Origin of the sequence: Methylobacterium indicum (assembly GCF_001043895.1) — a bacterium.
Classification (GTDB): Bacteria; Pseudomonadota; Alphaproteobacteria; order Rhizobiales; family Beijerinckiaceae; genus Methylobacterium; species Methylobacterium indicum.
In genome coordinates, this window is record NZ_JTHF01000128.1 from 13,839 (window position 1) to 28,704 (window position 14,866).

The 14,866-nt window shown below is 70.0% G+C and carries 16 protein-coding genes; 10 read left to right on the plus strand and 6 right to left on the minus strand.

The annotated features are described in order from the left end of the window. The first annotated feature begins 4 nt into the window (after positions 1-4). Positions 5-892: a polysaccharide deacetylase family protein gene (locus tag QR78_RS16035; RefSeq protein ID WP_048428546.1), complete on the plus strand. Its 888-nt coding sequence runs from the start codon at positions 5-7 to the stop codon at positions 890-892. 28 nt (positions 893-920) lie between these two features. Here QR78_RS16035 and QR78_RS16040 read toward each other — a convergent pair whose 3' ends face one another. The 6 genes from QR78_RS16040 to QR78_RS16065 all read right to left on the minus strand — a co-directional run bounded on the left by QR78_RS16040 (position 921) and on the right by QR78_RS16065 (position 7,264). After that, positions 921-1,916 (minus strand): cupin domain-containing protein, encoded by a 996-nt coding sequence (locus QR78_RS16040; RefSeq protein ID WP_048428547.1) that lies wholly within the window; start codon positions 1,914-1,916, stop codon positions 921-923. Continuing rightward, entirely contained in the window at positions 1,913-3,193 is a 1,281-nt protein-coding gene (locus QR78_RS16045; RefSeq protein WP_048428548.1) for a M20 family metallo-hydrolase, read from the minus strand. The genes QR78_RS16040 and QR78_RS16045 overlap by 4 nt, the downstream gene beginning before the upstream one ends. Positions 3,194-3,197: 4 nt before the next feature. Next, the gene (locus QR78_RS16050; RefSeq protein WP_048428549.1) at positions 3,198-4,076 is read right to left on the minus strand and encodes an alpha/beta fold hydrolase; all 879 of its coding nucleotides are present in this window, start codon (positions 4,074-4,076) and stop codon (positions 3,198-3,200) included. A gap of 491 nt (positions 4,077-4,567) precedes the next feature. Continuing rightward, positions 4,568-5,704 carry a pyridoxal phosphate-dependent aminotransferase gene (locus tag QR78_RS16055; RefSeq protein WP_048428550.1) on the minus strand — a complete coding sequence of 379 codons (1,137 nt, stop codon included), beginning with the start codon at positions 5,702-5,704 and terminating at the stop codon, positions 4,568-4,570. Beyond that, a complete protein-coding gene (locus QR78_RS16060; RefSeq protein WP_048428551.1) occupies positions 5,704-6,483 on the minus strand; it encodes an SDR family oxidoreductase in 780 nt (259 codons plus the stop codon). Before QR78_RS16060 ends, QR78_RS16055 begins: the two co-directional genes overlap by 1 nt. 61 nt (positions 6,484-6,544) lie before the next feature. Continuing rightward, positions 6,545-7,264, minus strand: a complete 720-nt coding sequence (locus QR78_RS16065) for a GntR family transcriptional regulator (protein ID WP_053220952.1) — start codon at positions 7,262-7,264, stop codon at positions 6,545-6,547. A gap of 244 nt (positions 7,265-7,508) precedes the next feature. On the opposite strand from QR78_RS16065, the gene QR78_RS16070 reads away from it, so the two are divergent. From QR78_RS16070 to QR78_RS16105, 9 genes are all read left to right on the plus strand, one after another. Continuing rightward, complete coding sequence (locus QR78_RS16070) at positions 7,509-8,348, plus strand: ABC transporter ATP-binding protein (protein WP_048428552.1); 840 nt, start codon at positions 7,509-7,511, stop codon at positions 8,346-8,348. After that, the gene (locus QR78_RS16075; protein ID WP_425284132.1) at positions 8,345-9,148 is read left to right on the plus strand and encodes a class II aldolase/adducin family protein; all 804 of its coding nucleotides are present in this window, start codon (positions 8,345-8,347) and stop codon (positions 9,146-9,148) included. Before QR78_RS16070 ends, QR78_RS16075 begins: the two co-directional genes overlap by 4 nt. A gap of 15 nt (positions 9,149-9,163) precedes the next feature. Next, complete coding sequence (locus QR78_RS16080) at positions 9,164-10,177, plus strand: ABC transporter substrate-binding protein (protein ID WP_048428553.1); 1,014 nt, start codon at positions 9,164-9,166, stop codon at positions 10,175-10,177. After that, complete coding sequence (locus QR78_RS16085) at positions 10,174-10,974, plus strand: ABC transporter permease (protein WP_048428554.1); 801 nt, start codon at positions 10,174-10,176, stop codon at positions 10,972-10,974. Before QR78_RS16080 ends, QR78_RS16085 begins: the two co-directional genes overlap by 4 nt. Next, a complete protein-coding gene (locus QR78_RS16090) occupies positions 10,971-11,726 on the plus strand; it encodes an ABC transporter permease (protein ID WP_244278483.1) in 756 nt (251 codons plus the stop codon). The genes QR78_RS16085 and QR78_RS16090 overlap by 4 nt, the downstream gene beginning before the upstream one ends. Further along, on the plus strand, positions 11,723-13,018 hold the full coding sequence (locus QR78_RS16095; RefSeq protein ID WP_048428555.1) for an LLM class flavin-dependent oxidoreductase: 1,296 nt from the start codon (positions 11,723-11,725) through the stop codon (positions 13,016-13,018). The genes QR78_RS16090 and QR78_RS16095 overlap by 4 nt, the downstream gene beginning before the upstream one ends. Before the next feature lie 474 nt (positions 13,019-13,492). Next, positions 13,493-13,654, plus strand: coding sequence for a hypothetical protein (locus tag QR78_RS34970; protein WP_158004048.1), 162 nt, complete (start codon positions 13,493-13,495; stop codon positions 13,652-13,654). A 78-nt stretch (positions 13,655-13,732) separates the two neighbouring features. Next, entirely contained in the window at positions 13,733-14,410 is a 678-nt protein-coding gene (locus QR78_RS16100; RefSeq protein WP_053220953.1) for a GntR family transcriptional regulator, read from the plus strand. After that, the coding region (locus QR78_RS16105) for an ureidoglycolate lyase (protein WP_125940042.1) at positions 14,407-14,866 on the plus strand (460 nt) is incomplete at its 3' end. The genes QR78_RS16100 and QR78_RS16105, both read left to right, overlap by 4 nt.

A 14,866-nucleotide genomic window follows, 5' to 3' on the forward strand; every position in this document is an offset into this window, starting at 1 on the left:
GACCGTGTCGAACCCCCGCATCCCCTACTGCCTCGCCACCGACATGCCGCGGCTCGCGCCGCCGGACGGCAAGCCGCTGATCGTCCACATCGTCGCCAATATCGAGCACTGGCCGTTCGACCGGCCGATGCCGCGCAAGATCCTGCCCGGCCCGCACGGGATGGACCGCTCGCCGGACGTGCCGAACTTCAACTGGGTCGAGTACGGCATGCGCTGCGGCCTGCCGCGGCTCCTGCGGGCGATCGGCGAGCGCGGCCTGCCGGCCACCGCCGCCATCAATGCCAGCGTGATCGAGGTCTATCCCCGTGCGGCCGAGGCGATCCTGGCGGCCGGCTGGGAATTCATGGGGCACGGCCTCACCCAGCGTGCGCTCCAGAACGAGCCGGACGAGGTGCCGATCATCGACGAGACCCTCGCTCGCATCGCGCGCTTCACCGGCCAGAAGGTCCGCGGCTGGCTCGGGCCGGGCCAGAGCCAGACCGACCACACGGCCGATCTCCTGAAGGAGCGCGGCATCGAGTATTGCTGCGACTGGCTGATGGACGACGTGCCGACCTGGATGCGCACGATTCACGGCCCGATGATCGCGATGCCGTACTCGTTCGAGTACAACGACGTGGTCGTCTGGGCGATCGACAAGCACTCCTCCGACGAGCAGCACCGCCGCGTCGTCGATGCCGTCGCGACCTTCGAGAGGGAGCTCGCCGACCAGCCCCGCGTGCTGACCCTGCCGCTGCACCCGCACGTGCAGGGCGTCGCCCACCGGATGAACCACTTCGAGCGCACGCTCGACATGCTGATGGCGCGGCCCGACACGATCTTCATGACGGGCTCCCAGATCGCCGACTGGTTCGTCGGGCTCGGCATCGACGATTCCGCCGTCCGGACCTGACGCGGGCACCGCCGCCCGGGCGTCCCGCTCACTCCAGGAACGCGAAGCCCATCGTGCGGGCATGGTAGTGCAGGCCGCCATCCTGCACGATCAGGAAGCGGGCGCGGGAGCCGCCCTCGTTGTGGTGGGAATGCGGTGCGCCCGGCGGCGTCACCAGGGTCGCCCACGGGGTCCAGTCGCAGCGGGCGCCGTCGACGGCGGAGAAGCAGTGCTCGCCCGCGACCGCGAGGGTCACCGCCGCCGAGTTGTGGCGATGCGCCCGCTGATGCGTGCCCGGCGGAAGGGTGTTCAGCGACAGGGTGAGCGTCGGCAGGATGTTGCGGGCCGCCTCGAGCCCCTCCGAGGAGAAGATCAGCGCGAGGCCGGACGTCGCGGCGTTGGTGCCGGCCGCGGCGATCACCGCGAGCTGGCGCTCGATCTCGGCCGCGGGGTAATGCACGGGGGCGACCGGGGCGGCGGGCGGGCGCGAGGAATCGTGGGCGAGCTGCGGCTCGTTGCTGACGCACCACAGGACCGCCCGGCTCTCGGCGGCGTGGGTGAGCGCAAGGCCGGGCAGCAGCATCACGTCGCCGGGTCCCCAGCGCAGAATCTCGGCGCCGGCGCAACTCTCACCGATACGCGTCTCCCCGGTCCCGGCGATGACGAACCAGACCGAGCCGGTCGCCGCAAGGTTGCAGGCGAGGCGTTCGCCGGGGGTGATCGTGGCGTAGCGGGCGAGCATCAGGGGCGTCGTCGCCGGAAACGGGCTGGCCATCGCCCCGGCCTGGTCGCAGGCGATGAAGCCCGTCGGCGCGTCCGGCGCGAGCGCCCGCGCGGCCTCGGACGTGAACACCCGGCCCGGCACCGGCGGCATCTTGATGTTGAAGGCGTTGCCGGAATTGAAGTAGCGCGCCCGCGCCTCGGCCGGCCCGGCCGGGCTCCGCGCCAGCTGGACCGGCAGGTCGGCCATGTCGACGGGCTTCGTCCCGGCCGGAGCGGTCTCGATCGACGCGAACTCGACGTCCGGCGCGACGGTCTCAGTCATCTCAGGTCTCCAGGCAGAGGGGGCAGGTCCGGCGGAAGGGGCAGGGCGTCGGCGAAGGCGAGGTCCTCGAGGACCCGGGCGAGGATCGCCGCGCCGGCGGCGAGGTGGGCGGGCTCGGCCCACTCGGCCGGAGCGTGGCTGATCCCCGTCCGGCAGGGAACGAAGATCATCGCCGCCGGACACCGGCCGGCGAGGTGGCGGGCATCGTGGCCGGCGGCCGAGAGGAGCGGCATCGCCGGGATGCCGAGTTCAACCGCCGCCCGTCCGATCCGGTCCCGCAAGCCGGGATCGAACGCGTTCGAGGGCGCGTCGACGAGGGGCGTCACCGCGACCGCGCAGGGGCCGGCCTCGGCCTCGCACAGGGGCGCGATGCGGGCGCCGGCGGCATCGAGCACCGCGTTGTCGGGGTGGCGCAGGTCGATGCTGAATCGCACCTCGCCAGCCACCACGGACGGAGCGTTCGGCGTCACCTGCACCCGCCCGACGGTGAGCTTGATGTCCGGATCGAGGCTGCCCATTTCGTGGTGGAGCGCCGCTGCGCAGCGCGCGAAGGCCGCCACCGCGTCGCGGCGCTGCGCCATCGCCAGGGTGCCGGCATGGCCCTCCGCGCCGGAGAGGCGGACCGCGTAGGTCTTCTTGCCCTGGATGCCGGTGACGATCCCGACTGGGATCCCCGCCGCTTCCAGCACCGGCCCCTGCTCGATATGCAGTTCGAGATAGGCCGCGACCGGTTTGCCGAGGGGCCGGCGCGGCAGGTCGGGGAAGCCCGCGAGGAAGCGCTCGAGGGCGTCGCCGGTGCTGACCCCGTCCGCGTCCCGCACGGCCCGGATTGCCGCGAGGTCGCGCACGCCGCAGAACGCCTCCGATCCCATCATGCCGGGGGCGAAGCGGCTGCCCTCCTCGTTCATCCAGGCGACGACGACGCAGTCGCGGGCCGGGACCCGGCCGCTCGCGGCAAGATCCGTGACGGCGTCGAGGGCGGCGAGCACGCCGGCCGCCCCGTCGAAGCGCCCACCGGTCGGCTGGGTGTCGAGGTGGCTGCCGAGCAGCACCGGTGCGGCGGCCCGGTCCCGGCCAGGCAGGACCAGGAAGAGGTTGGCGGCCTCGTCCGTCGCAGGATGCAGCCCGGCCTCGCGGCCCCACTCGATGACGCGCCGCCAGGCTGACGCCTCGCCCGCGGTGAGGGCCTGGCGGTCGACGCCGCCGCCCGGAATGGCGCCGATTTCGGACAGCGCCATCAGCCGGCGCCAGAGCCGGTCGAACTCGGATGCGGGCATCGTGTCAGCGCGTCCGCATGATCTGGCCCGGCAGCGCCCGCGGATCGCGGGGCAGCCAGCGCCCGGCCTCGACCTGGGCGATGAACTCGGCCAGTAGCGCGTTGAACGCGGCGGGCTCCTCGAGGTTGAGGGTGTGGCCGGTCTTCGGGAAGACCGAGAGGCCGCAGGCGGGGATCGTCTTCTTGAGGAAGATGCCGGGCTGCAGGCAGTGGTCGTCCTCGTCGCCGACCACAACCAGGGTCGGCACCGCCATCCGCTTCAGCTCGTCCTCGAGGTCGTAGAAGGACGGCCGGCGGGCCTGGACGCCGCGCATGGTCATCGCCGCGCCCTTGTCCGAGTGGGTGGCGAGGCGGTCGGCGAAGACCTGCCAGCCGCGGGGATCCTTGTTCTGGAACTGCACCCGGCTGGCGCCCAGCGCGTAGATCTTCGCGAATTCCTTCGCGCCCTGCCGCTCGAAGTTGTCGGCCACTTCCAGGGAGACGCCGCGGAAATACTCCTCGAACTCCTTCTCGCAGCCGTAGCCGGCCCCCGCCACCGTCAGCGACAGGGCGCGCTCGGGCGTGCGCAGGCCGACATGGACGGTGCAGAATCCGCCCATCGACAGCCCGACGACGTGAGCCTTGTCGATCCCGAGCCCGTCCAGCACCGCGACCGCGTCGTTGGCGGCGATGGCCTGCGAATAGGCGTCGAGGCGCTCCGGCACGTCGGACGGCGGATAGCCGCGGGCCGCATAGGTGATGCAGCGGTGGCGCCGGCTGAAATACTGCAGCTGCGGCTCCCAGGCCGCGTGGTTGCCGCCGAATTCGTGGATGAACAGGATCGGGGTGCCTTCGCCCGCTTCCTCGACGTGGAGCTGGACGCCGTCCTTGGTGGTGATCTTCATGGGTGGTGATCCTGGATTGTCGGGCGTGGGCAGGGTAGGGCGGCGCCGGCGGCTGCCAGTATCGAAATGATGCGGAGACCTGGGCTTACCGGAGCGATTTTTGATTGATAATTTCAAACAATCAGAGGCTTACCTCTTCCCTCTCATTGAGGAACAGTTGTCCGGGAGCAGTGAATCGCGGGTTTCTCCTATCCCCGCGGGCGGGGAGAGGGCCGTGCTCCCGTTCAGGGAGCGCGGCGAGCAGAGAACCGTAGGTTCGCCGCGAGGGTGAGGGAGTGTTTCCGGATGAGACTCCTTTGGCACTTCCCCCTCACCCTCGCTCCGGCTTTCGCCTGCACTCACTTCACCCCCGACAAGGGGGGTTGAAGTCCTCTCCCCGCCCGCGGGGAGAGGAGAAGTCCCGCGCTTGACTGGTCTCTGTTCTGGTTTTCGAGCAGAACCGGAACCACACGGCGGGTGTCCGAGCCGTCGGGACGAACTGGGTCCGGGCTTCAGAACTGCGCCGGCAGATCGTTCAGCGTGCGCGCCTCCTCCGCCAGGACCGGCAGCAGGTCGCAGAACCGCTCCACCCACGGCGTCGGCACCGAGGTCGAGACCTTGACGAAGCGGTCGCCGAAGCGGGCGGTGTGGTAGGTGCCCTGGCGGATCATGATGCCGCGGCGCCGGTAGCACTCGACCAGCGCCTCGGGCCGGATGCCGGCGCCGATCGTCTCCAGCACCAGGAAGTTGCCGTGCGAGGGAAAGACCGGCAGCGCCAGCCCCTCGACCCGGCCCGCGGCCTCGGCGATCATCGCCTTGTTGGCCCGGTCGATGCGGCGGACCTTCGCCATCCAGTCGGGCTTGACCGCGAGCCCTGCCTCGGCGGCGCGCTGCGCGATCACGCTGGCGCCGAGGACGCTGGTTGTGCGCGCCGCCATCTCCTCGAACACGGCGGACGAGGCGACGAGCGCCCCGATGCGCAGCCCCGCGAGCCCGAGCCACTTCGAGAAGCTCAGCGAGACGACCGTGTTCTCGGGATCGGCGAGGAGGGCCGGGTAGTGGCCGTCGGCGAAGTCGCGATAGGTGCAGTCGTGGACGAGGAGCGCGCCGCACGCGCGCGCGATTCCCGCGAAAGCCTCGATCTCGGCCCGCGTGTAGCGGATGCCGAGGGGATTGTTGGGATCGACGAGGTAGATGATCGCCGTGCGCTCGTCGACGTTCGCGCGCAGGGCCTCCGGGGTGAGCCGGTACCCGCAGGCGGGATCGTAGATCGGGATCTCGATCACCGTCGCGCCGGCCTGCTCGGCGAACAGGCACGGCCATTTCCAGGTCGGATCGGTTGTGACGAAGGTGGTACCGGGCCGGCAGCGGGCGCGGCAGACCATCGCCAGCGCGTTGACGCCGCCCTCGGTCACCAGGGCCTCGGCGCCCGGCGTGCCGAGATCGGCGGTGATCGCGTCGCGTAAACGTTCGAAGCCGAGCGGCGGGGCGTAGGCGTTGAAGGCGTTCTCCTCGATCGCCCGGATCATCGCGGTCCGCACGGCCGGGTGCGCCTCGACGTGGTTGGTGTTCTGGCCGAGCCAGATCAGGTGCGGCGTCGCCGAGAGTTCGTCGAAGTAGCGGTTGCGGGTGAGGGCGGGGGAGGCCATCAGATCACCGAGCCGCGGGAGGCGATGCCGCCGTCGATGGTGACGACGGTGCCGGTGATGTAGCCGGCGCGCGGCGAGGCCAGGAAGGCACAGAGATCGGCGACCTCCTCCGAGGTGGCGGGGCGCTTGCCCGGGTACTTGTCGAACAGTTCCTGCCAGCGCGCCTCGTCGCCCAGCATGTCGATCGCCTTGCGCTTCATGATCTTGAGCATGCGGTCGGTGGCGACCGGGCCGGGATTGACCGCGACCACCCGCACGCCGTGATCGAGGCTGCGGCCGCCGAGCGCCTTGGTGAAGGACATCAGCGCGGCGTTGCCGGTCGAGCCCGCGATGTAGCTCGCGTCCCAGTTCTCGCCCGAATTGCCGATGACGTTGACGATCACCCCGCCGCGGCCCTTCAGGCGCGGGTAGTACAGCCGCGACAGGGTGATGTATCCGAACACCTTGAGGTCGAAGCCCCGGCGCCAGTCGGCCTCCTCCAGGATCTCGATCGAGCCAGCCGGGATGTCGCCGGCATTGTTGACCAGGATGTCGATGTCGCCGGCCGCCGCCGCGAGCTGCTCCATCGCGGCGGTGCTCGACAGGTCGAGGGCGTGGACGGTGACGCGGACGCCGTACTCGGCCTCCAGCGCGCGCTGGGCCTCCTCCATCGCCGCGCCGTTGCGGGCGGCCAGATGCAGGTGGCAGCCCTCGGCGGCGAAGGTCCGGGCGACGGCGAGCCCGATGCCCTTCGAGGCACCGGTGATCAGGGCGGTCTTGTCGGTGAGGTCGAGCTGCACGGGACACTCCTGGCGGCAGACAGGTATGCATGGTACAGCAATTTGCATACCAAGCCGGCGCTCATTCGAACGCCGCCAGGAAGTCGAGCAGGTTGTCGCCGAGCAGCGCGACGTGGTCGCGCATCGCCTTGCGCGCGCCTTCCGGGTCGTGGGCGAGGATCGCCCGCATAATCGCCTCGTGCTCGCGGATCGTATCGCTCATCCGGTTCGGCATCCGGGTGACGCGGCGGCGATAGGCGGCGACCTGGTTGCGCAGGCGCCGGGTCTGGTCGGCCAGGAAGCCGTTGCGGGCGGCCTCGTAGATCGCCTCGTGGAACTCCTGGTTGACGTCATAGAAGGCGTCGGCGTCGCGTCCGTCGACGAGGGCGACGAGGCGTTGATGGATCGGCTCGATCGTCGACCGCCAGGTCGGGGGCACGCGCCGCGCGGCGAGCTGGGCGCACAGGCCCTCGAGTTCCGCCATCACCTGGAACATCTCGATCAGGGCGTGCGGGCTGATGGTGCGGACCACCGCACCCTGGCGTCCGCGCAGCTCGACGAGATGGCTCGCGGCGAGCAGCCGGAACGCTTCGCGCACGGGCGTGCGCGACACGCCGTAGCGTAGCGCGATCTCCTGCTCGTCGAGGCGGCTGCCGGGCTCGAGATGGCCGGCGGCGATCGCCGCCTCGAGCCGATGGCGCAGGCCTTCCGCCAGGGTCACGCCGGGGAGGGGAGGGGCCGATGGGCGCTTTTCCTCGAGCCGGATGACGTCGTCTTGTGCGCTTGCTGCCGCCTTATGCATCTATGAGGCTCACTTTTGTATACATTTCAGTCCGCATGTCGGTTCCTCTCGGGTTTCGGCGCCGCAGGGCCGCCGGCTCCGAGTGCGCAGGGCAAGCGCGATACCGTCGGTCCGATGGGATCCACCGCGGAGTGCTGCGATCTGGCACATCCGTTGCAGACGTCCCTGCATCGCTGCCGCCGCTTCTGCATGCCAGAGGCGGTCCTCGTTATACAAGAACCCGAAAGGACGTCTCTTGCGGGCCATGCTGCGACACCAGGACGACGCGCCCGCTCCGGCGCCTGAGCCCGCCGCGCCGCTGATCGAGCTTCGCGGCATCGACAAGACCTTCGGGACGGTCAAGGCGCTGTCGGGCCTCTCGGCCCGGGTCGGGCGGGGCGAGTTCGTCACCGTGGTCGGCCCGAGCGGCTGCGGCAAGAGCACGCTCTTCAACATCGTGGCGGGGCTCGAGGAGCCCGATCCCGGCGGGGCGTTGCGCTTCGAGGGGCGGAGCTGCCACGCCGCGGACCTGCTCGGCCGCGTCTCGTTCATGCCCCAGCGCGACCTGCTGCTGCCCTGGCGCAATGTGATCGACAACGCGATCCTGGCGCTCGAGATCGAGGGCCGTCCGCGGAAAGAAGCCCGGGCCGAGGCGATGCGGATGCTGCCCGAGTTCGGGCTCGCCGGCTTCGAGGCGCAGTATCCGCACCAACTCTCCGGCGGCATGCGCCAGCGGGTGGCGCTCATGCGCACCTTCCTGTTCGAGCGCGACCTGATGCTGCTCGACGAGCCGTTCGGGGCGCTCGACGCGCTCACCCGCGCGCTGATGCAGCGCTGGCTCCTCGACGTCTGGCAGCGGCACCGGCGCACGATCCTGTTCATCACGCACGATGTCGACGAGGCGATCTTCCTCGGCGACCGGGTGCTGGTGATGACCGCCCGGCCGGGCGCGTTGAAGCTCGAGCAGCGCATCGACCTGCCGCGGCCGCGCCGGCCCGACCTCGTCACCGCCCCCGAATTCATCCGGCTCAAGCGCACGCTCCTTGAGGCGATCGAGGAGGAGAGCCTCAAGTCGTTCCAGGTCGCCCAGGAGAACGCCAGATGAGCGAACGCCAGATGAGCGAAGGCCCGATGAGCTCCGAGGATGCGTCCCGCGGCTTCGATCCCGCCGAGTGGGAGGCCCGCGTCGCGCTCGCCGCTTGCTACCGCATGGTGGCGCAGCTCGGCATGGACGACCTGATCTACAACCACATCTCGGCCCGCGTCCCGGGTCGCAATAACGAGTTCCTGATCAACCCCTACGGCCTGCTCTTCGACGAGATCACCGCCTCGAGCCTCGTGAAGATCGACCTCAAGGGCAACATCCTCAGTGACACGCCCTACACGGTGAACCTCGCCGCCTTCGTGATCCACGCGGCGATCCACGAGACGAGCCATGACGCGGCCTGCGTGCTGCACACCCACTCGGATGCCAGCGTCGCGGTCTCGGGCCAGGAGAAGGGCCTCCTGCCGCTGAGCCAGTTCGCGATGCGGTTCTACGACCGGCAGGCGTTCCACGATTACGAGGGCGTGGCGATCGACCTCGACGAGCAGGGCCGCCTCGTGCGCGACCTCGGGCCCCACAAGGTCATGCTGATGCGCAACCACGGCATCCTGACCGTCGGCCGCACGCCCGGCGAGGCGTTCATGCTGCTCTACTACTTCGAGCGCGCCGCGCGCATCCAGCTCGACATGCAGGCGGCGGCCGCCGCCGGCGCCGCCCTGGTGATCCCGCCCCACGAGGTCTGCGAGCGCGCCGCGCGCCAGTTCTGGGAGCTCCAGGGCGACATCCTGATCCCCGGCGAGCGCGAATGGCCGGCGCTGATGCGCCGGCTCGACCGCACCGACCCGTCCTACCGCCACTGATCGCCGAGATCTCGCATGCTCAAGCGCCGTCACCTCCTCGCAGCCCTCGCCGCCATCGCCCTCACGGCCCCTGCGCTCGCCGGCCCCGCCGCCGCCGAGCCCGCGAAGGTCTCGTTGCGCCTGAAATGGCTGCCGCAGGCGCAGTTCGCCGGGTTCTACGTCGCCGCCCAGAAGGGCTACTACAAGGCGGAGGGGCTGGACCTGACGATCAACCCGGGCGGGCCGAACCTGCTCGCCGAGAACCTGGTCGCCACCGGCGCCGACACGTTCGGCCTCTCGGGCGGCAGCGACAGCGTGATGGCCGCCCGCGACAAGGGCCTGCCGGTGGTCTGCATCGGTGTCTCGCACCAGGTCACCCCGTTCGTCTTCGTCACCCGCAAGGACGGCCCGGTGAAGACGCTCGCCGACTTCAAGGGCCGCACCGTCACGACCTGGTTCACCGGCGCCAACCACGTCCTCAACGCCATCCTGGCCAAGGAGGGGATCCGGCCCGACGAGGTGAAGATCCAGCCGCAGCAGGTCAGCGTCACACCCTTCGTCGACGGCGCCGTCGACGTCGCCACGGCCACCTACTACAACGAACTCTACGCCATCCAGAGCCGGATGGGGAAAGAGAACTTACGCACCTTCGTCGCCGAGGATTACGGCGTCACCTTCCCGCGCGACACCCTGATCGTGTCCGAGACGGTGCTGAAGGAGAAGCCCGAGCTGGTGAAGGGCTTCCTGCGCGCCTCGATCCGCGGCTGGCGCAACGCCTTCGCCGACCCGAAGGGCGCCGTCGACACCGTGATGGCGATCGCCCCCACCCTCGACAGGGCGCACCAGGAGTTCATGCTCGCCGAGGTCAAGCGCCTGATGACGGCCGGCGCCGCCAAGGAGAAGGGTCTGTTCGCGATCGACCCCGAGGCCATCGCCAAGGCGCACGACCTCCTGCTCCAGGCCAAGGTCATCGGAAAGCCCGTCGACCTCAAGGCCGCGTTCGACTCCCGCAGCCTCGACGCGCTGTCCTCCGCGGACCGCCAGCTGTGAGCGCCGCCCCCGCCCTCTCGGCCTCTCCTCCGGCGGCCGGATCCGGCCGCCTCGCCCGCCGGATCGGCGGACGGGTCGCGGGGCTGCTGGTCGTGGCACTCGCCTGGGAGGGGCTAGTGCTGCTCCTCGGCATCCGGCCCTTCTACCTGCCGCGGCTCTCCGCCGTGCTGGCGGCGATCCTGGCGACGCCCGGCGCCTACGCCGCGGGCTTCCTGCGCACCTTCGCCGAGACGCTGGTCGGGTTCGTGACTGGCGGCGCCTTCGGGGTCGCGGTCGCGGTCGCGTTCCTGCGGCTGCGGTCTTTGCGCGAGATGGTCTTCCCGCTCTTCGTCGTGTCGCAGACGATCCCCGTCATCGCCTTCGGGGCGCTGGTCGTGCTGTGGTTCGGCAACACGCTGATCGCCAAGGCGGTCATCGCCTTCTACCTCACCTTCTTCCCGGTCACCGTGAACGCGCTGATCGGCCTCGAATCGGTCGATCCGCGCCAGATCGCCCTGATGCGCAGCTTCGGCGCCTCGCCGCGCCAGATCCTCCTGCGCCTCCAGCTGCCGAGCGCCCTGCCGCAGACTTTCGTGGCCCTGCGGCTGGCCGCCTCGCTCAGCCTCGTCGGGGCGATCGTCGGCGAGTGGTTCGGCGACACGACCGGCCTCGGCGTGCTCCTGCTGCAGGCGATGTACACCGAGAACGTCGTGGCGATCTGGGCCGCGCTCCTCGTCTCGGCGCTCCTCGGCACCGGCTTCTACGCCGCGGTCGCGTTCCTCGAGCGCCGCCTGGTGTTCTGGGGGGCCGAGCAGTGACGGCGCAACGATCCCTCGCGGTGCAGCGCGGCATCCTCGGCGCATTGCTGATGATCGGGCTCTGGGAGGGCATCGCCCGCGGCTTTTCCCTGCCGGCCTACGTGCTGCCGGCGATGAGCGACGTGCTCCTCGGCACGTGGAACAAGAGGGCGATGCTCGCCGAGGCAGCCTCCTACACCCTCTCCGAGGCGCTCCTCGGCTACGCCCTCGGGGCGCTCCTCGGCATCGGGCTCGCGGTCGCGCTGACGCTGCTGCCGCGGGCCCGCGGCTTCGTCGTCACCGCGGTGACGGCGGTGAACTCGGTCCCGGTGGTGGCCTACTCGCCCCTGATTTTGCTGTGGTTCGGCATCGGCATCGCCTCCAAGGTGGTGATGGTGGCGCTCGCCGTCAGCTTCACCCTGTTCCTCTCGACGCTCGCCGGGCTCGACCGGGTCGACCGCCGCAGCATCGACCTGATGCGCAGCTTCGGCGCCGGGCGTCTCGCTCTCCTGTGGCGCCTGCGCCTGCCGACGGCGCTGCCGCTGATCCTCGCAGGGCTTCGCGTCTCGACGGTGCGCAGCGTCATCGTGGCGATCGTCACCGAGATGCTCGGCGCCTATGGCGGCCTCGGCTGGGTGATCTACCAGGCGGTGCTGCAGATCAATTTCGTGCAGGTCTGGTCGGCGATCGTCGTCGCCTCGGCGGCGAGCATCCTGTTCTTCGGCCTCGTCGGCCTCGCCGAGCGCCGGCTGCTGTTCTGGAGGAATGCATGACCCGGCCCCGGCAGATGCATCTCGGGCTGTTCCTCCTCGGCACCGGCAGCCACGTCGCCGGCTGGCGCATGCCCGGCGCCGTCGACAGCTTCCAGGATTTTTCCGCGATTGCCGAGATCGCCCGCACCGCCGAGCGCGGCTGCTTCGACCTGATCTTCATCGGCGACAACCTCTACGCCGATCCGGCCGCCCACCCGTCCTACACGCTGCGCCTCGAGCCCCTGACGCTGCTCGCCGCGCTCGCGCCGCTCACCCGCCACATCGGGCTCGGCGCCACGGTCTCGACTACCTACAGCGATCCGTTCACGGTCGCCCGCGCCTTCGCCTCCCTCGACCACATCAGCGGCGGGCGCGCCGCCTGGAACGCCGTGACGACCGCGAGCCCGGCGACCGCCGCGAATTTCGGCACGGTCCACCCGGACCACGCCCGGCGCTACGAGCGGGCCGGCGAATTCCTCGACGTGGTCGCCGGCCTCTGGGACGGCTGGGGCGACGACGCGCTCGTCGCCGACCGGGAGAGCGGCCTCTACATCGACCCGTCGCGCCTGCGCGCCCTCGATCACGACGGCCCGTTCTTCAGAGTGAAGGGTCCGCTCAATATCGGCCGCAGCCCGCAAGGGCGGCCGGTGGTGCTCCAGGCCGGCGGCTCGGAGGCGGGCCAGGACCTCGCCGCGCGCACCGCCGACGTGGTGTTCTCGGTGGTGCAGGACATCGACGAGGCCCGCGCCGCTTATGCGGGTCTCAAGGGCCGGCTTCCGGCCCACGGACGGCGCCCGGAAGAGGTGAGCGTGCTGCCCGGCGTGATGCCGGTGGTCGGCCGCACCGCGCGCGAGGCGTTCGACAAGCTCGCTGCGCTCCAGGGCTTCATCGGCGACACCAACGCCCTGGCGCTGCTCTCCGACCGTCTCGGGCAGGACATGTCTCCTTACGACCTCGACGGGCCGGTACCCGACATCGCGCTGCCGGACAGCTATCACAGCTTCGCCCGGGTGATGCTGTCTAAGGCCCGGCGGGACGGCATGAGCTTGCGCGACCTCTACAACCTCACCGCCGCGGCCCGCGGCCACTGGGTGCTGTGCGGCTCGGCCGAGACCGTCGCCGACACGCTCCAGCACTGGTTCGAGACCGGGGCCGCCGACGGGTTCAACGTCATGCCGCCCTGGTTTCACGACGGCTTCACCGACTTCGTCGACCTCGTGGTGCCGCTGCTGCAGGAGCGCGGGCTGTTCCGTCGCGACTATCACGGCACGACCCTGCGCGACCGCCTCGGGCTCGCCCGCCCGGCACGCTGACGAGGGAGGGTGACCGCGTCGCGCGTCGCCCTCCCTCGTCATTCGCAGGTCCGAGCTCCGTTATGCGGCCCTGAAATGACGTCGTGGATGTCGCATCCGCGAAGGCAACAAGAAGACGCGATACGAGACTGCACCGAACCACACAGCCCTCGCGCGGTATGCGAGAGCCTGTTTGACTGGTCTATCAGTTTTATCCCATCCACGACTTCAGGATGAGGTCGCAGGTGGGAGAGAAAAGGGCCTCGCGAATCAGTCCTCGCAAGTCAAACAGGCTCCGAGAGCGGGGCTGCCCGTTCCTCGGCCAGGAGGCCGATGTGGGATACCACTCCCTTGCCGTACCTATAGAACGCGACGGCGGGCGGATCGTCCGCGCCCTGGATGCCAACGTGAACGACGCCGGGTCGCGATGGGGCGGCGGCCGGAGACGCTCCTGCTCACGCGTGCGACGCGAGAGCCGGCTCTGCGAGGAACGCCATGGACGAGGCGCAGGAGCATGAGAGAGCCGGCGGCGGCGCCCGGCGAAAGCCTTCGGGCAAGACCGTCGCCTCGCACGACTTGGGATACCAAAAAATCATCGCGACGATCGAAGTCTGGGCATTCCAGATCTATAATTTGAGCATAAATACATCTCACTAAGATGTGCTCGATCGACCGGCTTTGCGGCGAGGAATCGGCAGTCTAACTTGGGATACCACCGCTGGAGTCGCCGATTGTATGGCCGTCGAGGAGCCGGTACAGAGCAATATCGTCCCGCTACCGCCCGCCGAGGGCGGCATCACGACCCAGGTCTATCTGCGCCTGCTGCGGGGAATCGAGCGGCGCGAGTACCGGCCGGGACGGCAGATGGACGAGCGCGGCTTGGCGGATGCCATGTCGGTATCCCGCACGCCTCTGCGCAACGCGCTGAGCCGCCTGCTCGGCGAGGGTTATCTCGAGCGTCTCCCCAACGGCTCGCTCGCCGTCTGCGAGGTTGGCGCCGGCGAGGTGCTGGAGCTGCTGGCCGTGCGACAGTTGCTGGAACCCGAAGCCGCAGCGCAGGCAGCCGGTCGCATCGCTCTCGATGTGGCGATCGGCCTGCGCCGCAAGCTCATCGAACTCGATCCTCAGGATTCCAGCCTGCTCGGCTGGCAGCTCGGCGACCGCATCCACGATCTCGTCGTCGAGCATTGCGGCAACCAGTCCCTGGCCAAGATCGTGTGCGATGCCCGCCGGCGCATCCACATGTCCCCGCTGGAGGAAGTATCGGGCCGGATCGAGACGGCGCGAGCGGAGCATGTCGCCATTCTCGATGCGCTCGTCCGCGGAGACCCGGCAGAAGCCCGACAGGCGATGGCCGTGCATCTCGGCAACAGCCGTGCGGCTTTTCTCGCGGCCTTCGGAATCGGGCGATGACCATGCCGGCCGCGACGCAACCCGGTCTCACCGTGACGATCGAGCCGCTGACGGTGTCCACGTTCGAGCCTTTCGGCGACGTGATCGCGCATGCGGGAGGCGAGCGGCGCCGGTTCTTCCCACAGGTCCACGATCATGTCGCCGAGGCGCGGCAGGCGAGTTTCTGGGTCTCGCGCGTGGACGAGGTCGCGACGCTGCCGCTGACGGTGACGCAGCTCGAACGGCACCCGTTCTCGGCACAGACTTTCCTGCCGCTCACCGGCGCGCGCTACCTCGTCATCGTAGCAGGGAGCGACAGCAGCGGCGGACCGGCCCCCGAGACGCTGCGCGCCTTCCTCGCCGGGCCGGGCCAGGGCGTCACCTACCGCCGCGACGTCTGGCACCACGGCATGACGATCCTCGACGGGCCGGCGCAATTCGCCGTGCTGATGCACAAGACCGGGCGTGACGACGACG